At 72.5% G+C, this 17,690-nt stretch carries 16 protein-coding genes and 2 pseudogenes; 6 read left to right on the forward strand and 12 right to left on the reverse strand.

Annotated elements, in window-relative coordinates; all coding sequences use genetic code 11:
• Nucleotides 1-59: 59 nt before the first annotated feature.
• A complete protein-coding gene (locus tag ACQPW6_RS38455) occupies nucleotides 60-2,729 on the forward strand; it encodes a glycoside hydrolase family 9 protein (protein ID WP_433894363.1) in 2,670 nt (889 codons plus the stop codon).
• 93 nt (nucleotides 2,730-2,822) lie between these two features.
• On the opposite strand, the gene ACQPW6_RS38460 is transcribed toward ACQPW6_RS38455, so the two are convergent.
• Nucleotides 2,823-3,479: a flavin reductase family protein gene (locus ACQPW6_RS38460; RefSeq protein ID WP_433894364.1), complete on the reverse strand. Its 657-nt coding sequence runs from the start codon at nucleotides 3,477-3,479 to the stop codon at nucleotides 2,823-2,825.
• A 66-nt stretch (nucleotides 3,480-3,545) separates the two neighbouring features.
• Here ACQPW6_RS38460 and ACQPW6_RS38465 point away from each other — a divergent pair.
• Nucleotides 3,546-4,247 (forward strand): annotated as a pseudogene (locus ACQPW6_RS38465) (ArsR/SmtB family transcription factor); the annotation flags it as partial.
• 13 nt (nucleotides 4,248-4,260) lie between these two features.
• Here the strand turns inward: ACQPW6_RS38465 and ACQPW6_RS38470 are convergent.
• Both ACQPW6_RS38470 and ACQPW6_RS38475 read right to left on the reverse strand, forming a co-directional pair.
• Nucleotides 4,261-5,526 (reverse strand): MFS transporter, encoded by a 1,266-nt coding sequence (locus tag ACQPW6_RS38470; protein ID WP_433894365.1) that lies wholly within the window; start codon nucleotides 5,524-5,526, stop codon nucleotides 4,261-4,263.
• A gap of 253 nt (nucleotides 5,527-5,779) precedes the next feature.
• Nucleotides 5,780-6,409, reverse strand: coding sequence for a glyoxalase (locus ACQPW6_RS38475; RefSeq protein WP_433894366.1), 630 nt, complete (start codon nucleotides 6,407-6,409; stop codon nucleotides 5,780-5,782).
• A 142-nt stretch (nucleotides 6,410-6,551) separates the two neighbouring features.
• On the opposite strand from ACQPW6_RS38475, the gene ACQPW6_RS38480 reads away from it, so the two are divergent.
• Nucleotides 6,552-6,953: a hypothetical protein gene (locus ACQPW6_RS38480; protein ID WP_433894367.1), complete on the forward strand. Its 402-nt coding sequence runs from the start codon at nucleotides 6,552-6,554 to the stop codon at nucleotides 6,951-6,953.
• A 54-nt stretch (nucleotides 6,954-7,007) separates the two neighbouring features.
• On the opposite strand, the gene ACQPW6_RS38485 is transcribed toward ACQPW6_RS38480, so the two are convergent.
• Together ACQPW6_RS38485 and ACQPW6_RS38490 are read right to left on the reverse strand one after the other, a co-directional pair.
• On the reverse strand, nucleotides 7,008-7,925 hold the full coding sequence (locus ACQPW6_RS38485) for a hypothetical protein (RefSeq protein WP_433894368.1): 918 nt from the start codon (nucleotides 7,923-7,925) through the stop codon (nucleotides 7,008-7,010).
• 87 nt (nucleotides 7,926-8,012) lie between these two features.
• Nucleotides 8,013-8,816: an AraC family transcriptional regulator gene (locus ACQPW6_RS38490; protein ID WP_433894369.1), complete on the reverse strand. Its 804-nt coding sequence runs from the start codon at nucleotides 8,814-8,816 to the stop codon at nucleotides 8,013-8,015.
• Between the two features lie 49 nt (nucleotides 8,817-8,865).
• On the opposite strand from ACQPW6_RS38490, the gene ACQPW6_RS38495 reads away from it, so the two are divergent.
• Nucleotides 8,866-9,357 carry a DUF2000 family protein gene (locus ACQPW6_RS38495; RefSeq protein WP_433894370.1) on the forward strand — a complete coding sequence of 164 codons (492 nt, stop codon included), beginning with the start codon at nucleotides 8,866-8,868 and terminating at the stop codon, nucleotides 9,355-9,357.
• Between the two features lie 34 nt (nucleotides 9,358-9,391).
• On the opposite strand, the gene galE is transcribed toward ACQPW6_RS38495, so the two are convergent.
• The 5 genes from galE to ACQPW6_RS38520 form a co-directional block, all read right to left on the reverse strand.
• A complete protein-coding gene (gene galE, locus ACQPW6_RS38500) occupies nucleotides 9,392-10,384 on the reverse strand; it encodes a UDP-glucose 4-epimerase GalE (protein WP_433894371.1) in 993 nt (330 codons plus the stop codon).
• A gap of 119 nt (nucleotides 10,385-10,503) precedes the next feature.
• Nucleotides 10,504-11,130, reverse strand: coding sequence for a TOPRIM nucleotidyl transferase/hydrolase domain-containing protein (locus ACQPW6_RS38505; RefSeq protein WP_433894372.1), 627 nt, complete (start codon nucleotides 11,128-11,130; stop codon nucleotides 10,504-10,506).
• A 200-nt stretch (nucleotides 11,131-11,330) separates the two neighbouring features.
• Nucleotides 11,331-12,188 carry a class I SAM-dependent methyltransferase gene (locus ACQPW6_RS38510; RefSeq protein ID WP_433894373.1) on the reverse strand — a complete coding sequence of 286 codons (858 nt, stop codon included), beginning with the start codon at nucleotides 12,186-12,188 and terminating at the stop codon, nucleotides 11,331-11,333.
• A 32-nt stretch (nucleotides 12,189-12,220) separates the two neighbouring features.
• Nucleotides 12,221-12,565, reverse strand: coding sequence for a VOC family protein (locus ACQPW6_RS38515; protein WP_433894374.1), 345 nt, complete (start codon nucleotides 12,563-12,565; stop codon nucleotides 12,221-12,223).
• A gap of 1 nt (nucleotide 12,566) precedes the next feature.
• Entirely contained in the window at nucleotides 12,567-12,791 is a 225-nt protein-coding gene (locus ACQPW6_RS38520; RefSeq protein ID WP_433894375.1) for a CopG family transcriptional regulator, read from the reverse strand.
• 166 nt (nucleotides 12,792-12,957) lie between these two features.
• Here ACQPW6_RS38520 and ACQPW6_RS38525 point away from each other — a divergent pair, with 166 nt between their 5' ends.
• Nucleotides 12,958-13,710: a hypothetical protein gene (locus ACQPW6_RS38525; protein WP_433894376.1), complete on the forward strand. Its 753-nt coding sequence runs from the start codon at nucleotides 12,958-12,960 to the stop codon at nucleotides 13,708-13,710.
• Nucleotides 13,711-13,759: 49 nt separating this feature from the next.
• Here ACQPW6_RS38525 and ACQPW6_RS38530 read toward each other — a convergent pair whose 3' ends face one another.
• Nucleotides 13,760-14,203: a hypothetical protein gene (locus ACQPW6_RS38530; protein ID WP_433887392.1), complete on the reverse strand. Its 444-nt coding sequence runs from the start codon at nucleotides 14,201-14,203 to the stop codon at nucleotides 13,760-13,762.
• A gap of 586 nt (nucleotides 14,204-14,789) precedes the next feature.
• Nucleotides 14,790-17,153 (reverse strand): annotated as a pseudogene (locus ACQPW6_RS38535) (family 78 glycoside hydrolase catalytic domain); the annotation flags it as partial.
• 95 nt (nucleotides 17,154-17,248) lie between these two features.
• On the opposite strand from ACQPW6_RS38535, the gene ACQPW6_RS38540 reads away from it, so the two are divergent.
• A complete protein-coding gene (locus tag ACQPW6_RS38540) occupies nucleotides 17,249-17,509 on the forward strand; it encodes an ankyrin repeat domain-containing protein (protein ID WP_433887391.1) in 261 nt (86 codons plus the stop codon).
• The last annotated feature ends 181 nt before the right edge of the window (nucleotides 17,510-17,690 follow it).

Here is a 17,690-nt window from a genome sequence, read left to right on the forward strand (position 1 = left end):
TGTGGGAGCGCTCCCACGTGTTCCCCCCACCGCGTGCACAGCCCTCTCAGGAGGACGCCATGCCCACCGTTCCCAGACCCGGACTCCGCCTCCCGCTGTCCAGGGCCGCCACCGCGCTGGCCGCCCTCCTGCCCCTGGCGCTGACGATGATCGCCGCCACGCCGGCCGCACCCGCGCAGGCGCCGGCCGCGCACTCCGCCGCGACCGTGCCCTCCGCCGCGACCGCGTCCTCGTACAACTACGCCGAGGCACTCCAGGACTCGATGCTCTTCTACGAGTCCCAGCGCTCCGGCAAGCTGCCCGCCGACAACCGGGTCGGCTGGCGCGGGGACTCCGATCTCACCGACGGCGCCGATGCCGGCATCGACCTGACCGGCGGCTATCACGACGCCGGCGACGAGGTGAAGTTCGGCTTCCCCATGGCGTTCTCCATGACCATGCTCGGCTGGGGTGGCCTGGACGAGGCGCCCGGCTACGCCGCGAGCGGCCAGAACACGTATCTGCTGCGCAATCTGCGCTGGGGAGACGACTGGCTGCTCAAGGCGCACCCCTCGCCGAACGTGCTCTACGGCCAGGTCGGTGACGGCGGAAGCGACCACGCGTTCTGGGGGCCGCCGGAGGTCAACCCGTCGCCGCGGCCGTCCTTCAAGATCGACGCGTCGTGCCCGGGCTCGGACCTCGCGGGCGAGGCCGCCGCCGCGCTCGCCTCCTCGTCGATGGTCTTCAAGGCCAGTGATCCGGGGTACGCCGCCACCCTGTTGACCAACGCCAAGCAGTTGTACACCTTCGCCGACACCTACCGCGGCACCTACGACAAGTGCGTCACCGCCGCCCAGGGCTACTACAACTCCTGGAGCGGCTACTGGGACGAGCTGGTCTGGGGGGCGATCTGGCTCTACCGGGCCACCGGCGACAGCACGTATCTCACCAAGGCGGAGACGTACTACGCCCAACTGCCGAAGATGCAGCAGACCACCACCCCCGAGTACAACTGGACGCTCGCCTGGGACGACAAGTCCTACGGCGACTACGTGCTGCTCGCCGAACTCACCGGCAAGCAGAGCTATGTCGACGACGCCGAGCGCTGGCTCGACTGGTGGACCACCGGCGTGGACGGCAAGAAGGTCGCCTACTCCGCCGGCGGTGAGGCGTTTCTCGACACCTGGGGCTCGCTGCGCTATTCCGCCAACACCGCTTTCGTGGCCCTGCAGTTCAGCGGCTGGCTGAGCGGCCGCGGCACGGATGCCGCCAGAGCGCGGACCTACCACGACTTCGGCGTCCGGCAGATCGACTACGCGCTCGGCGACAACCCGGCCGGCGAGAGTTACGAGATCGGGTTCACCAACTCCGGTACCAACAGTGCCTGGCCGCGCAGTCCGCACAGCAGGGCAGCGCACGGCTCCTGGTCCCAGTCGATGACCGAACCCGCCGCCACCCGCCACCTCGACTACGGCCTCCTGGTCGGCGGCCCGGGCTCCGCCGACGACGGATTCTCCGACGACCGCGCCAACTACGGTGAGACCGAGGGCGCACTCGACTACAACGCCGGATTCTCCGGCGCGCTGGCAGCACTCGCCGCGGAGTACGGCGGCACCCCGCGGGCGGACTTCCCGCCGAAGGAAACACCGGACGGCCCGGAGGAGTTCCTGCAGGCGGCGGTCAACGCGGCGGGCACGAACTTCTACGAGATCAAGGCCCAGGTGGTCAACAAGTCCGGCTGGCCGGCCCGCCACCTCACCCACGGCAGCTTCCGCTACTACTTCACCCTCGATCCCGGCACCAGCCCCTCCCAGGTGACGCTGACCTCGGCGTACAACCAGTGCTCCGCCCCGAGCGGCCCCACCCGGTACACCGACACCGTCTACTACGTGACCGTGAGCTGCGAGGGCCAGGACATCGCCCCGGCCGGGCAGTCCGCCTTCCACCGCGAGGTGCAGTTCCGGCTGGCCTTCCCCGGACCGCACGATCCCGCCGGCGACTGGTCCTACCAGGGGGTCTCCACCACCCCCGGCTCCGCCCCGGTCACCGTGGACGACATGGTGCTCTACGACGGCGGCACGGCGGTGTGGGGCAACGCGCCCGGCTCGGGCGGCACGCCGCCCGCGTCCACGCCGCCGTCCGCGCCCGGCGCCCCGGTCGCGTCCTCGGCCACCGCCACCTCGGTCACCCTTGCCTGGCCCGCCGCGACCCCCGGCAGCCGGCCGGTGGCCGGCTACCAGGTGTTCACCGACAGCGGCTCCGGCCCGGTGCGCGCCGGCGCCGCGACCGTCACCGGAACCACGACGACGATCACCGGACTCACCCCGGCGACGACCTACGCCTTCACCGTCAAGGCGGTTGACGACACGGGCGTCGCCTCGGCCGCGTCCCCACCCGCGACCGTCACGACGAAGCCGGCCGCGTCAGGTGCGGTCTGCGCGATCGCGTACACCGTCACCAACGACTGGGGCAACGGCTTCCAGGCCGACGTCAAGATCACCAATACCGGACCGGCGGCGGTCAACGGCTGGACGGCCGGCTGGACCTTCGGCGGCGACCAGCGGATCGGCAACGCCTGGGGCGGCACGGTGAGCCAGAGCGGCCACGACGTCACGGTGCGGGACGCGGGATACAACGCCACGGTCCCGCCGGCCGGATCCGTCGACGTCGGATTCACCGCCACCTACAGCACCGGCAATCCGGCACCACCGCAGTTCACCCTCAACGGGAGCACGTGCACGACATCCTGACCGAAAGTTTCGACAGCCGTATCGGGTGCGGCCCGACGCCCCGGCTTCGGGCCGCCGCCCTGCGTACACGCCAGTCGTCCCTGTGGCTCCCGCTCACGAGGTGCGGCGCCGGGGCGTCTGGGAGCGGAAGGTGTGGCCGAGCTCCGGGCCGAGCCCGAAGTAGTGCCGGAAGTTGTAGATCAGCGGGCTCCACGCCGCCGGGTCGATGTGCTGCGTGCCCGATACGACGATCCGCGGGTCGGCGTGCACCCTGAGCACCCGGGCCTCGACGATCAGGAAGTCACCGGCCGCGTCCGGCCGGGCCGCGGCCACCCGGGCCTCCATCTGGATCGGGCAGCCGGCGACCCGGGGCGGTCCGACCAGGTCCGAGGGCTGCGGACACAGCCCGGCGGCGCCGAACTTGTCCGCGGCGAAGCGGAACGTGCCGCGCTTGCCCGCCGGCACCGGGTCGCGTCCGGTCAGCGGCGCCAGCCGTTCCACCGCGGGCCACTGCTCGGGCGCGGGGAGGTTGATCACCAGGTCGTGCCTGCGGCGCAGGTTGTGCGCTGACTGCCCCTCGGCGCCCACGCCGAGCACGATCACCTGACCCAGCGCCCAGGCCGAGGACATCGGGGCGAGATTGGCCGAGCCGTCCTCGTTCTCGGTGGTCAGCAGGACGACGGGGGTGCCGAAGTACAGAATGCTCGGCGTGACGGCCAGGTGGTCGGCCGCCGGGGCGGCGGCCGTGCTGCTGGGGCTCGCGGTATCCATGCCGCCGACCGTAGGGCCGGGACGCTTCGGCGGCGGCCGAAGGATCACGGGTGCACGATGGTGGGGATGAACCGCCATGACGCGAACTCCGAGGGCCGCGACCTGGCCGCCCTGGCCAGGCTGCTGGCCGACGGCACCAGGGCCGGCTTCTGCCTGGCCCTGCTGGACGGCAGGGCGTGGACCGCGGCCGAGCTGGCCCGGCACGCCGGAGTGGCCGCCTCGACCGCGACCGAGCACCTGAACCTGCTGGTCAGCGGGGGACTGCTGGTACAGGAACGGCAGGGCAGGCACCGCTACGTCCGGCTGGCCGACCCCGCCACCGCCGAGATGATCGAGAACCTCGCCTCGATGGCCCCGCCGCGCGCCGAGCCGCCCCGCTCGCTGCCTTCGGTGAGCCGCAATCGGGCGCTGGCCCGGGCCCGTACCTGCTACGACCACCTCGCCGGCACGCTCGGGGTGGCCGTCACCGAGGCCATGACCGAGCGCGGGCTGCTCGACTGGCGGCGCGGACTGGCCCTCACCGGCGACGGGGCCGACTGGCTCGACGAACTGGGCATAGCGCTGCCGCCCGCCACCCGGCGGCCACCGGTCCGCTCCTGCCTGGACTGGACCGAGCGCCGCTCCCACCTGGCCGGCTCCGTCGGCGCCGCCCTGTGCAGGCACGCCTTCGACTCCGGCTGGATCACCCGGATCGGCACCGGCCGCGCCGTCGCACTCACCGGTACCGGCCGGCGCGCCCTCGCCGAGCAGTTGGGCCTGGCCGACGAGGCATATCCGCCGCTCAGCGGAGGACCTCCTCGACCGGCCCCGCGCCGTGCTCCGGCACCGGCGCCGGCAGCAGCGGGCCGGTGCGGGACTCCGCCCACCGCACCGCCGGGCCCATCGCCACCCCGGCCGCCAGGAACGCCGCACCCAGCACCAGCCAGCCCGGCGTTCCCCAGGTGAGGATCAGCGTGGTCAGCAGCAGCGGGCCGATCATCCTGGCTATCGCCGTCCCGCTGCCGTAGAAGCCCTGGTACTGGCCCTGCTTGTCCGCCGGGGCCAGCGAGAACCCGATCTCCCACGAGCCGGAGCCGAGCAGCATCTCGCCGACGACCTGCACCCCGGCCGCCGCGACCAGCACGACCCCCGCCAGCCACGCCGACGTACCGGCCGCGGAGAGCGCGAACCCGCCGCAGGCCACCAGCATGACGACACCGGACAGCCGTACCGCCCGGGCCGCGGAGCCAAGATCGCGCACCCTGGCCGCCATCCTGACCTGGAAGAGCACCACGCTCGCGGTGTTCAGCACCAGGAGCGTGGAGACCATCCAGCCGGGCGCCGCGGTGTGCCGGACGATCCACAGCGGCATGACGACGCTGAGCACCGGCATGTACAGCAGCATGATCATGTTGAGCAGCGACACCAGTGCGTACGGCCGGTCCTTGAGCACCGCCAGGTGCGGTTCGCCCTTGACGTGCGCGGCCGCGACCGCGCCCACGGACGGCAGCCGCAGCAGGATCAGCGCCGCCAGCAGGAAGCTCGTCCCGTCGAGCGCCAGCGCCGTCAGGTACGTCGCCTTGGTGTCCACCTGGAGGGCCACACCGCCGAGTGCGGCGCCGACCGCGAGCCCGGCGTTGACCGTCGACTGCAGATAGGCCCTGGTCTCGGTGCGACGGGCGGGCTCCACCAGCCCGGCGAGCAGCGCCTGCCGGGCCGCCGCCAGGCCGCACTGGCAGCACGCGTAGAGGACAGCGGCGACCAGGAAGGCGCCGAAGGAGTCGACGAACAAGAACGCGCCCACCGCGAGCCCGGTGGCCGCCGACAGCAGCGCCGCCAGGCCGCGCGGGCCCCTGCGGTCGGCCAGATGCCCCAGCGGCACGCCCACGACGGCGCCGACCGCCCACCCCAGGGTCAGCGCCATGCCGATCTGCGCCGGCGACAGGCCCACGATCCGGCTGAAATACAGCGTCGAACAGACGTAGTAGGCGCCGTCGCCGACCGAGTTGGTCAGCTGCGCCAGCGCGAGCGTCCGCGGCGGCCCCTGCGACGGGATGATCCGGATCATGCACGTTCCTCCCCCGGCCGAGTGGCGGCGCCACCGGATCCACCTGCGTTCTTCCGCGTTCTTCGGACCTGCCCGCACGTGGTGCCGTGCGCGATCCCCGCACCGTACAGCGTGCGTTGATCGATCCGGATCCGAATCAGATAGAACCACGGGGGTATGACATCCAGCCATACACGCGTATCTCACGGGTATCGGGACGGGGGAGAGGCCGCCGGCCGCGGCACGTCTGTGCGGTACCGGCGGCCGGCGCCGGCTACGCCACCGAGGCGGATGCGGGCGCCGGCTCCCACGCGAAGCCGTCAGGGTCGGTGAACTCCCCGGTGCCGCCGCCGATCGCGAGCCGGTGCGACCCGGTGCCGTCGGGGGCGACCCCGGCGTCCTTGGCCAGGGCGCGGCGGCCGTAGAGCGCCAGCTTGACCGGGCTCGACGGCACCGCGAACTCGACGTACTTGCGGCCGAAGCTCTTTCCCACCGTCAGCCCGCGGCCGACGTAGAACTGCTTGCTCGCGACCATGTCCTCGACGCCGAGCAGCAGCACGAACTGGTCGATCTTCCCGGTGGCCGGCCCGGAGTCCTTCTTCGCCGAGGTCGCGATCTTCCAGAGCGCCCCGTCGGGGGCCCTTACGACACCGCCGTAGCCCCAGAACGACTTCGAGACCGGCTTGACCGCCGTGGCACCGGCGTCGAGGGCCGCGCCGACGAGCGCGTTGACGTCGGCCGGCTGCGCCACCGTGAGCGACAGCGTGAACCCGCGGAAGCCGGTCGTCGGCGCCTCCGAGGCGCGCAGCCGGACCTGGGAGCCCAGACCGAAGGCAGCGGTGTAGAACTGCTGGGCGGCGGCGGGGTCGGCCGCCTCAAGGGTGATGGATTCGATGGAGGTCATGTTTCGAAGCTATGCGCCACCCCCTGCCCGGTGCTTCTCGAATCCTGACCGGTTCCCGACACGTCCCCCGACCGCCGGCGCCCACCGGTCGGTTGCCCGGACCGCTGGCGCCCAGCGGCCCTGATTGGGCAGGATGGCGGCCATGGGTTTCTTGGTGGGCGCATGCCTGGCCCTCGTCGTCGGGACGGTCGGCGCGGTCAGGTCGGCAGCGCGGGAGCTGGCCTTCCGGCGGGCCAGACGGCAGGGCGTCGAACTCCAGGCGGACGTCGTGGACAACGAGCCGACCAGCTCGGGCAACCGCGGCTCCTACAACCTGGCCCCCGTCGTCCGCTATCACCTCGACGGCCGCCGGTACACGTCCACCGTGGTCAACGCTTCCGGCGCGCCGGGCGGAGTCGGAGGATCGATGACGATAGTCGTCCACCCCGACCACCCGTACGCCCCCTACGACCGCTACGCGGGCATGGGCGCGATGGCACGCGGCTGGCTGGCGCTCTTCGCGCTGTCCCTGGTGCTGATCGCCGTCGCCCTCGCCTCGCTGTGACCTGACGGCCGCGCCCACCCGCGGACACCTGACGCCGGAGCGCGCCGCGGCGGTTCAGCCCTCGGGCAGCCGCCAGTCGAACGGGAAGATCTCCCGCTCCCAGTGCGAGGTCCCCGCCAGGGCGGCGGCGTTGGACGGCGTACGCAGCAGGCAGCGGTTGCGGACCAGCTCGCGGCGCTCCTCAGGAGTCAGCAGCGTGCCGGGTTCCCCGACGGCCTCGTCGGAGTCGATGTCCTCGTCCACCCCGGCGTTGACGCGCCTGGCGCCCGCCCCCGTGCGGCAGTCGACCCGGAAGTCGGTACGCCACTGCGAGTTGTGGCCCCAGCCGAGCGACAGGTCGACCGTGGGCCGGTTGCGGCGCAGGAACGTCCAGTACAGCGGGAAGCGGTCGGCCACACCGCGTTCGGCGTGCCGGATCCCGGCCCTGACCCGCACGCCGGCCCGGCTGAAGAGCAGCGGCCCCAACCACAGCCCGGGCCAGAGGAGTTCGGTGACGGTGACCGGCTCGTCCGGGTCCTGCGCCTGCTCGACCTCCACGATCTCGTGGAGGAAGGGATCGAACGCGCCGGTGCCGGTGAACGGCTCCATGCCGAGGCCGGTGAACAGCTCCAGGTACTGCGCCGTCCCCACTTCAGGCCACTGCTCGGGCGGATGCAGTTCATGGGCGACGGGCACGCCGCCGATGCCGCCGGGTGCCGGCTGGAGCGGCGGCTGAAGGGCCAGCAGCAGCACGTCGCTGACCCGGCTCAGGGCGTAGAGCTCCCAGCTCAGGTCCTGCCGCTCGGTGTCCGGCCCGTCGAAGGGCTCCCGGCACAGCCGGGACGCGGCCCGCGAGAGCGCGGCCCGGTAGCCGTCCTGGGCCCGGCGCAGCCACGGCGCCACCACCGAGGCGTAGGCGTCCTGCCCGGCCGCGTCGTCCCGCAACGACCGGTAGAGCCCGCGGGCGTAGACCGGTTCCTGTCCCTCATCCATGCGCGCACAGTACCGAGGGCGGCAGCCCGGCATCGACTGCATTCCCCGGCGCCCACGAGGCCCGAGTGACGCCCGCCCGGGGCCGATTCAGGCCGCAGGGCCGGTACGGGCGTACCGGCCGGGCGTGGTGCCGACGACCCGCTTGAAGTGCCGGGTCAGATGCGACTGGTCGTGGAATCCGGCGGCGGCCGCGGCCTGCCCGGGCGGCTGCCCGTCCAGCAGCAGCCGGCGCGCCAGGTCCACCCGGCGCGAGGTCAGGTACTGGTGCGGGGCGATGCCGAAGGCGCCGGTGAAGGCGCGCACCAGATGCGCGGGGTGCGCGTGCACCAGGCGCGCGGCCTCCTGCAGGGTGACGCCCGCGGGCATCCGCTCGTCGAGCAGATCGCGCAGATCCCTGGCGACCCCGAATCCGGGCCCGGCGCTGCCCGCGCCCTGCCGCGGGCGCAGGTGCTCGCGCAGCCGCCGGCTGATCAGCGCGAGCCGGCTCTCCGCCTCGAACTCGTCGCCCCGGTGCATCAGCGCCGCGTGCAGCTGACCGACCCGGGTGCGCAGCACGGGGTCGGTGATGTCGGGGCCGTCCACCGCCGGCCCGATGAAGCGCTCGTCCAGCTGTGTCATGTCGAGGTAGAGCACCCGCTTGCGGAAGCCGTACGGGGTGGCGGACGAGCCGTTGTGCGGCACCTGCGGCGGCAGCAGGCTCACCGTGTCGCCCGGGGTGCCGCGCTCGTAGCGGTCCAGGTCGTAGCGGACGGCGCCGTCGTCCACGATCAGCAGCGTCCAGGCGTCGTGGACGTGCATCGGGTAGGCGTGCTCGGTGAAGTGGGCGTGGAACACCTCCACGACGCCCGCGACCGGCGGGCGCCAGGCCGAGATCTCCTGCCGAGGTGCCACGCAAACAACGTACAAGACGCTGACCTCGCGCACCGGCCAGTCTCAGAGCATGAGAACCGAGAACGAGACCCGGGCCGCCGATGGCAACGAGACCGGGGCTGCCGCCGGCACCGCCCCGGCCGCCGCCCCCGTGCGCTTCGACACCAAGATCACCGTCCTGCTGCGGGACGACCTCGAGACGTGGCAGCGGCTGAACGTGACCGCCTTCCTGGTGAGCGGCCTCGGCACGGTGGCGCCCGAGGTGATCGGGGAGCCGTACGAGGACGCCGACGGCACCGGCTATCTGCCGATGTTCCGCCAGCCCGTCCTGGTGCTCGAAGGGTCCAAGGAGACCCTGACAGCCGCAAACGCCCGAGCGGTGTCCCGCGGGCTGCCCACCGCGCTGTTCACGTCCGACCTGTTCGGCACGGGCAACGACCGGGACAACCGCGCGGCGGTCCGCGCGGTGCACAGGGACGGCCTCGACCTGGTGGGTCTGGCCGTGCACGGCCCCCGCAACGCCGTGGACAAGGTCTTCAAGGGCGCGCACATGCACCCGTGACCGGCTCCCGCTTCGCCCCGGCGGTCCTCCCGGCCTACCCGCCGAGCCGCTGGTCGCGTACCTCGGCCCAGCGCAGCGAGTCCCGGATGCCCTCGGCGACGGTGAACCGCGGTTCCCAGCCGAGCAGCCGCTTGGCACGGTCGCTGCGGGTGAAGGCACCGGCCACGTCGCCGGGTCGCGGACCTGACTCGGTCACCGCGACCGGCGGGGCCACCACGCTGTTGAAGGCCGCCACCAGCTCGGTGACGGTGGTGCCGGTGCCCGTCCCGAGGTTGATCACGCAGGAGCGCGCGCCGGCCAGCGCGGTGTCGAACCGCTGGAGCGCGGCGACATGCGCGGTGGCCAGATCCCAGACGTGCACGTAGTCGCGAATGCCGGAACCGTCCCTGGTGGGCCAGTCGGTGCCGGTGACCTGGAACGGCACCCCCTCGTCGTGCGCCTCGATCAGCTTGCCCAGCGCGTGGCTCGGCCGGCGCAGCTGGAGCCCGGTGCGCAGCTCGGGGTCGGCGCCGATCGGATTGAAGTAGCGCAGCGACAGGATCCGGATCGGCTGGGTGGCGGCGATGTCGGCGAACATGCCCTCGCAGACGGCCTTGGTACGCGCGTACGGGCTCTGCGGGGCGAGCCCGGACTCCTCGTCCACGCTGAAGTCGTCGCCCGGCCGGTAGATCGAGCCGGACGAGCTGAAGATCATCTGCCGGCAGCCGTTGCGGATGAGGTGGCCGACGAAGTCCAGGCTCTTGGCCACGTTGGCCCGGTAGTAGCCGATCGGGTCGCCGACGGAGTCGGGCACCACGATCAGGGCCGCGCAGTGCACGACCGCCTCGATCTCCGGATGCTCGGCGAAGATCCGGTCCACCACTGCGCCGTCGGCGATGTCGCCCTGGTAGAAGGCGCGGCCCTCGGTGAACTCCCGGCGGCCGGTGACCAGGCTGTCCAGGATCACCGGGGTGATCCCGGCGTCCAGGCAGGCGGAGGCGACGGTGCTGCCGATGTATCCCGCGCCGCCCGAGATCAGTACCTTCATGTCAGGGTTCAGCCCTTTCTTCTGCCTGCTGACCAGGTGGTTCGTGCGGCGAGCCTAGCCTTTCCGCGGCGGGCGGCCGCAGCGGCGTCCGGCGCACCGCACCCGGCGCGGTCCGGCGGTCAGAGGGCGGCGAGCAGGCCGTCGAGCGGTGCGGGCACCCGGCCGGGTTCCAGGGCCTCGACGAGGACCCGGCCGTAGCGGATCTTGCGGCCCTTCTTGGTGCCGAGGAAGCGCCGCAACTGCTGCTGCGCGCCGCGTTCGCGCTGCGCGGGCTGGTTCAGGAACGTCCGCAGGGCGCGCACGTCGCCCTCCGCGTGGACGAGTTCCCGTACCCGGTCCACGCCCAGCGCGCGGATGAGCTCGTCCTCCAGGTCCGCCGCGCAGACGAAGAACTCCGGCCGCGCCACCCCGGCCTCGGCGAACGCGCGGGCGTAGTAGCCGCGTTCGCCCTCGTCGCACAGCCCGGTGAGCCGGAGGCCGAGGCCGGCCGGACCGAGCAGCCGGACGAACCGCCGTACGCTCATCGCGCCGCCCATCGGCAGCACGCAGATCCCCTCGGCCGCCAGATCCCGCCCGCGTGCCGCGGCCAGCGCGTCGAGCGCCGCGACGTCGCTCAGCCCCTCCAGCAGGACTACCGCCCGGACCGGCAGCCTGGCGGCGAGTTCCCGCGCGGCCCCGCCGGGCTCGCCGGGCTCGCCGGCGGCCCATGCGGTGACGGTCTTGCGGAAGGACTCCATGTCGGCCATGAGGGGAGTCTGCGGCCTTCCCGGCCATCGCGACAGGCAGTTTCCGCCGGCCGGCTACCGGGCCGGCGATGCGTCGGTGGAGAGCGGGTGGTTGTCGTCGGGGCCGAAGCCCTGGATGCACGCCGTCTGGCTGCGGTGGGGGAGGCGTGCGGGGAGCGCGTGCGCTGCGCGGGTCCGCGGGAGGAGTGGCGAGTGCGCGGTCAGGTGGTGGCCAGGAGCAGGTCCTCTCCGCTGGAGGGGCGGAGTCCGTCGGTGCGGCCGGTGAAGTAGCGCTCGGCGAGCGACGGTCCCGGCACGTGCCGGACGTCTTTGAAGCCGGCCGCGCGGGCCAGCGCCAGCATTTCCGGCGGGGTGTAGAAGCTGACGAACGGCGTTCCCGATGCCTGCGCGCCCTTCTTGCTCGCTCGCAGGCCCGGGCGGTCGGCGTCGTCGAGGAGTTCGGCCGGCAGCAGGAAGGTCATGGCGAGCGTCGAGCCGGGTGCGAGCCCGGCGATCTGGCGCAACGCGGCCGCGGTGGCGTCCTTGCTGAGGTACATGGTCACACCGGTGGAGACGATGACCGCGGGCCGCCCGGGGTCGAAACCGGCGGCGGCCAGCTGCTTCAGCCAGTCCCCGCCTGCCTCGAAGTCGACCGGCACCAGGTGCAGCCAGCCGGGGACGCCGTAGCCGAGCTCGACCAGGCGGCGCCGCTTCCACGCCTGCGTGCCAGGCTGGTCGACCTCGTAGACCTGGAGCCGGGAGGCGATCTCCGGCCTGCGCTGGGCGAAGGTGTCCAAGCCGGCGCCCAGGACGACGTACTGCGTGACGCCGCGGTCGGACTGCTCGGCGATCAGGTCTTCGATGAAACGGGCGCGGGCCACCATGGCCGCCCGGAATCCCCTGGTGGCGGCCGGGTCCATGTCGGGGCGGTCGCGCCAGCCCTCGCCGGGGGCCGCCAGCCGCAGCCCGATCCCGTCCGCCAGGACGTGGGGCGGCGGGTCCACCTCCAGGTGCAGCGCCCGCCACAGGGCGGTGCGCAGCGCGGTGTTGTCCGGTGCGTCGGCCTGCTCGCCTGCCATGGCGTGTCCTCCCGTTGGGGTTGGGGTTGGGGTCAGTTCTTGGCCGGGGCCTGCAGACTCCACAGCCGCCCGTCGGGGTCGCGGACGGTCATCTCCCTGGTCCCGTAGTGGGTGTCCTCGAACGGCGTGACCACCTCGACGGCGGGATCGGCGCGGAACGCGTCCGCGTCGGGCACCTTCAGCACCATCTGCGCCCGGGGCTCCTGGTCCTGGGGGACCTCGGCGATGAAGACATAGGGCCCGTCGCCGTTGCGGAGCCGGCCGGAGTTGTGGTCCGTGCTGAACTCCAGCTCGTAGCCCAGGGCCTGGAAGAACCCCGCCGCCCTGCCCCAGTTGTGGGTCGTCAGGAACACGGCCTCGATTCCCTCGGTCGCCATGTCAGCTCTCCTTCTCGTTCGATCGCGGTACGGGCTTGGCGTTGTCGCTGTCGTTGTTGTCGTCGGTGTGCTCGGTGTCGTCGTCGGCGTCGTCGAGGTAGCCGCGCAGCGCCTCGGCGACCAGTGCCGACAGCGACATGCCCGACTCGATGGCGCGGTACTTGACCTGCTTGATCAGCCCTGTCGGCAGGTACACGTTGAACTGTTTGACTTCTTGATCGCCCACGAGCCAATGCTAGCATCCTAGCAAGCTAGATGGAATGTGCTGATGCGGCGGCACCGTGCCGGTGGCTGGAACCGCACGCTCGCGGTCACCTGGCGGGCCGCGCCGCGGTGTAGCGTCGAACGGCCGCCCGGCCGTCCGGGCCCGGCGGCCTGGGAGGGGGAGGGGCATGGCCCTCGGACGACGACAGCCGCCGGCCAGTCCGGAGGAGGACCCGGTGCCGTGGGAGACGGTCAGCTCCTTCGTGATCAGCAAGCAGGTGCGCACCGGTCACGCGCCAGGTCAGAAGCCGATGACGGGGCGGCAGGCCGTCCGGGTGCCGGGAGGCATGGTCGGCAGTTGCCTGGCACCGGCGGCGTATGTGGTGCGTCCGGATCGGTCGGTGCGGGCCTGGGAGTTGCGCTCGGCGATGGACGAGAGCCGGCTGGTGTGCCGGGTGGCCCCGTTGACGGCGTTTGAGGCGGGTGGGGCGCAGGGCGCCGACCGCGGTGAACTCGGGGGTTTCCGGGTGCTGGACGCGGACGGCGCCGAGGTCGGCCGGGTGCTGCAGACCGGGAAGGCCAAGCGGTCGATCCAGCACGCCCTGTGGCTGCAGCAGCCGGATCGTCCCAATGTGGTGGCTCGCTACCACTGGGCGGTGGGCAGCTCCGGCGATGTGGCGGACCGGGCGGGCACGGCGGCGGTCGCCGCGGTGGCCGATGCGGCCTTCGATCTGGCCCTGTCGGTGGTCACTTTCGGTCTGGGTGACGGGGACGGTGAGAGCTCGGAGTCGGGCGAGGCCAGGCCGACGACGTGGCGGGCGGGCAGCGAGGTGGTGCTGACCCATGGTGATGCTGTGGGTCATCGTGCCCGTTACACCAGGCAGGCGGGGTGGCTGGACATGCGCCTGGCCTTCGCGCTGGCCGCGGTCCGCGGACGGTGAGGCCCGGGCTGCTGGTGCGGCCCGGGCCTTGCGCGTCGGGAAGGCGGCGTCACTGTCTCGGTGTGAGTCCTTTGCCGGTGGTGTAGGTGAGTCGGCCTTGGTAGACGGTGGGTTGGCAGCCTGGGCCGTTGGGCTGGCCTTTGGTGAGGGTGAGGGGCAGGGTCTGGTCCAGGGTGGGGCGGGTGCTGCCTTGGGGGGTTTCGGTGTAGTGGACGGTGACCTCGGTGGCGCCGATGGTGTCGGGTAGTGGCACGTTCAGGGAGGTCTGCGTCGTGCCGGTGCCGGTGCCGGTGCCGGTGCGGGAGTCGGCCGGCGCCGTTCGGGTGTCGCAGCGGGTGTCTACGCACATGCGGTAGGCGGTGCCGGCTTTTCCTGGGATGTCGGCCGTCACGCCGGAGCTTGCGCCGACGAGGGTGCAGGCTCTCTCGCCCGGGGCGCTGTCGCATCCGCTCGCCGTCGCCAGGGTCACCAGCGCTGTGAGTGCCCCCGCCACGGTCCACGTCCTGGTTGTCATGGCGGTGTGACGTGGCGGGGGCCGATCGGGTTCCCGGTGCGGCGGACGGTCAGTCAGCTGCGGTGCGGGCGGGTGGGCTGCGGTGGTGCGGACGGTCAGCGGGGGTGGTGTGGCGGACGGTGTGCTGCGGTGGTGCGGGCGGGTGAGCTGCGGTGTGGCGGGCGGGTGGGCTGCGGTGTGGTGGTGGGTCAGTGGTCGATGGTCAGTGTGTGGTGTCCCGGGCCGGCGTGGGCGGTGGCAGTGCCTGCGCCTGCGCCGGTGTGGGTGCCGGTGGCGGTGCCGGTGTGGGTGTGGGTGGGTGTGGGTGTGGTGGTGATGGCTGGGGTGGGGTGTATCCGGCTGCCGGGTGGGTGGGTGGGGGATGGTGATCGTCGCGGTGGTGTTGGCGGGTACGGTGGCGTCGATCCGGAAGCTGTGGGCGGTGGCCTGCCAGTGGACCGATATCCGGCCGTAGGGGGTGTCGGTGGGCTGTGACCGAGGTGGGGCCGGCGGGTGTGTAGGGCCGGATCGCGGTCTTCTTGTATCCGGGCGCGGCGGGGCGGATACCGCCGAGGTATTGGTAGAACCACTCGTCGACCGTGCCGAACATCGCGTGGTCGTGCGACCGCGGGGTGGCGGTCCACTGCTCCCGCAGTGTGGTCGCGCCCAGCGAGGCCCAGTAGCCGTAGCCGGGGTAGGTGGGCTGGGTGGCGACTTTGCAGGCGAGGTCGGCGTGGCCGTGTTCGGTGAGTGCGGGGAACAGTGCCATGGTGCCGATGATGCCGGTGTCCAGGTGGTTGCCGCCCGCGGCGATGCTGCGCACCAGTGCGGCGATGACGGCGTCGCGTTGCGTGTCGGGGACCGGGCCGAGGTAGAGCGGGTAGGCGTTGGATGACTGGCGGTACGGTGTCGCGGTGCCGGTGCGGTAGACGCCGGTGGCCGGGTCGAGGAACGCGGCGTTGAACGCGTCGCGGATCTCGGCGGCCTGTGGCGCGTAGGCCGCCTGGTCGGCGTTCTTGCCGAGCGCCCCGGCGATCTGCGCCATCAGGTCGGCGCACCGGTGGTACGGCCCGGTGGAGGTGAGCGTCGCGCCCTCCGGTGGCGGTACGTTGCCCGGTGGGCACCAGTCGCCGTAGGTGCCGTCCAGGATCGAGCCGGTGGCCCGGCCGGTGAGGTAGTCCGCGAAGCGCGCCATGCCGGTGTAGCGGGTGCCGAGGATGCCGAGGTCGCCGTACTCCTGGTAGAGCGTCCAGGGCAGCACGATCCCGGCGGTGCTCCAGGTGGGGTCGGCGCCCTGGCCCGGGCCCAGGGCCGGGGCGAGGTCGCCGAAGTTGCCGTCCGCGCCCTGGTCGTCGGCCATGACCGCCGGGAAGTTGGTCCAGAACGTCTGCGTGTCGAAGTTGTCCAGGCTGGGTGCGCAGAACAGTGACGCGTCGCCGAGCCAGCCGCGTTTTTCGTACATCGGGGTGTCGGTGGGGATGCCGGTGAGGTTGTTGGCGATGGTGTCGCGGGTCATCTGGTGCACGGTGTCGACCAGGTCGTCGGAGCAGTGGAAGCCGCCGGCGGCGGGCAGGTCGCTGCCCAGCACCCGGGCGGTGACGGCGTCGCGCGGCGGCCGGCCGGGGTGGCCGTCCAGCTGCACGTACTGGAAGCTGCCGTAGGAGAACGACGCCTCCCACGTCTCCGGTCCGGTGCCGGCGGTGGTGTAGGTGTCGTGCTGGATCTCGCCGGGGGTGATGCCGGGGTCGCCCTGGTTGTCGACGGTGCCGTCGGCGTTCAGGATCTCGCCGTACCCCAGGTCGACGGTGGTGCCCGCCGGTGCGCGGACCCGCAGCCGCGGGCGGCCGGTGACGAGGCGGGGGAAGCCGAACACGTAGCTGCCCGGGGCCGGTTCGGTGACCGAGGTGGCCTGCAGGGTTCCGGTCACCCGGATCGGCGGCATCGGCTGCGGGCGGTCGGCCGGCGGCAGCTTGGCGCCGGCGCGGACGGCCGCCGGTGTCCATCCCTTCGTCGGGGCGCCGGGCCGGTCCCAGCCCGGGAGTTCGGCCCGCGCGTCGTAGGCGTCCCCGTTGCAGACGGAGTCGGCGAGGGTGGGGCCCGGGTGCGCCGACCAGCCGCCGTCGCTGACGACCGTGGTGACGGTGCCGTCGCGGTGCGTCGCCCGCAGGACGAGCCGGGCGGCGGGCCGGTCGCAGATCCAGGACGCGTTGTCCCAGTAGATGGTGGGGCTGTCGATCGCGTAGAAGGAGCGGCCGAGGACGAGTCCGACGGTGTTGGCGCCGTGCCGCAGCAGGCCGGTCACGTCGTAGGCGCTGTACAGGCCCGCCGTGTCGTACAGGCTCGGCGCCGGGTCGAGTTCGCGGTCGCCGACCCGCCGGGCGTTGAGCGAGGCGAGGTAGTAGCCCAGGCCGCAGACGTACAGCCGGGCCGAGACGACCGGGGCGCGCAGCGAGAAGTCCTTGCGCAGGCAGGGCGCGGGGGCGGCGTTGTCCACCGTGACGGCGCTGCCCCACGGGCCGCCGCCGTAGGCGTCCTGGTCGAGCGGCACCGCCCAGCCGGAGTCGTCGAAGCCGGGGCTGTGCCAGCCGGCCGGCGCGGAGGCGGAGGCACGCCAGGAGGTGTCGGTGGGAACGGAGTCGGCGCTGTGGCCCGCTGTCACCCGGGCCGTCGCGAGCAGCCCGGCCGGGGTCGGGCCGGTGTTGGTGACCGCCAGTGCGATCGCGTTCGCGCCGGTGCGCACGTGCGGGCCCAGGTCGTAGACCTGGGCCCGCTGCCAGCCGTCGGCCGCTTGCGGGTGCGAGGCGACCAGCGTCCCGTTGGCGTAGGGGTCGTAGAAGTCGTCGGCGGTGACGACGGCGGTGGCCCCGGCGGTGACGACGGCGGTGGCCCCGGTGACGGCTGGTTTCGTAGGTGAGAGTGGGCAACGATTGTCGATGGCTTTGGGCAGCACTTGGCGGTCATTGGGCCCGGAAATGTCGATGAGAAGTAGCAACGCTTGAAGCGGGAGCCGCTCTCTGGCGCGTCAAGTCGACGAGGATGGGCGGCATGACGGATGGGGATCGTTTGGGGCGGACGGCTGTCCACTATGCGGTGGCCGATGGCGATGTAGTCGAGCTGAGAGAACTGCTCTCGGACGGGGCAGATCCGGGGGCGCCTGATTCCTCGGGCTGGACGCCGTTGCACTTCGCCGCGCAGGCGCAGGACCCGCTGGCCGCCGAGGTGCTGCTGGCAGCAGGGGCAGCGGTGGACATGGCAGATTGCAACGGCAACTCCGTTGTGGAAGGCAGTGTTCAGCTCTCGGGGTGAGGGCACGATGATTCGGGTGCTGCTTGCTGCTGGGGCTGACCCCGACCGGGCGAATGAGCATGGTGTGAGCCCGCGGGCGCTGGCGGAGCGGATCGCCAACTATGACGTCGCTGTCCATCTGCCGGATGGTGAAGACCGTTCATCCTAGGCTGTGACCTGCGCAGTCACAGCCCTGGTCCCT

This window comes from Streptomyces sp. CA-111067, from assembly GCF_050956065.1.
Taxonomy (GTDB): Bacteria; Actinomycetota; Actinomycetes; order Streptomycetales; family Streptomycetaceae; genus Actinacidiphila.